The 226-nt window shown below is 53.1% G+C and carries 2 tRNA genes; both read right to left on the bottom strand.

Annotated features, from left to right (window positions below):
- Positions 1-2 precede the first annotated feature (2 nt).
- Positions 3-74 (bottom strand) — tRNA-Glu (locus HMPREF3249_RS07045).
- A gap of 11 nt (positions 75-85) precedes the next feature.
- A tRNA-Ile gene (locus tag HMPREF3249_RS07050) sits at positions 86-159 on the bottom strand.
- Positions 160-226: the final 67 nt, after the last annotated feature.

Here is a 226-nt window from a genome sequence, read left to right on the forward strand (position 1 = left end):
TATAGTCCGTACGGGATTCGAACCCGTGTTACCGCCGTGAAAAGGCGGTGTCTTAACCCCTTGACCAACGGACCATATCTTAAAATGGGCACGAGTGGACTCGAACCACCGACCTCACGCTTATCAGGCGTGCGCTCTAACCACCTGAGCTACGCGCCCAAGTCCAAAAACTTGGTATGGTTGAACATCTCTGTTCAAAGCGGGTGACGAGAATCGAACTCGCGAC

It is taken from the genome of Streptococcus sp. HMSC36C04 (genome assembly GCF_001839535.1).
In the GTDB taxonomy this organism is placed as follows: Bacteria; Bacillota; Bacilli; order Lactobacillales; family Streptococcaceae; genus Streptococcus; species Streptococcus hominis.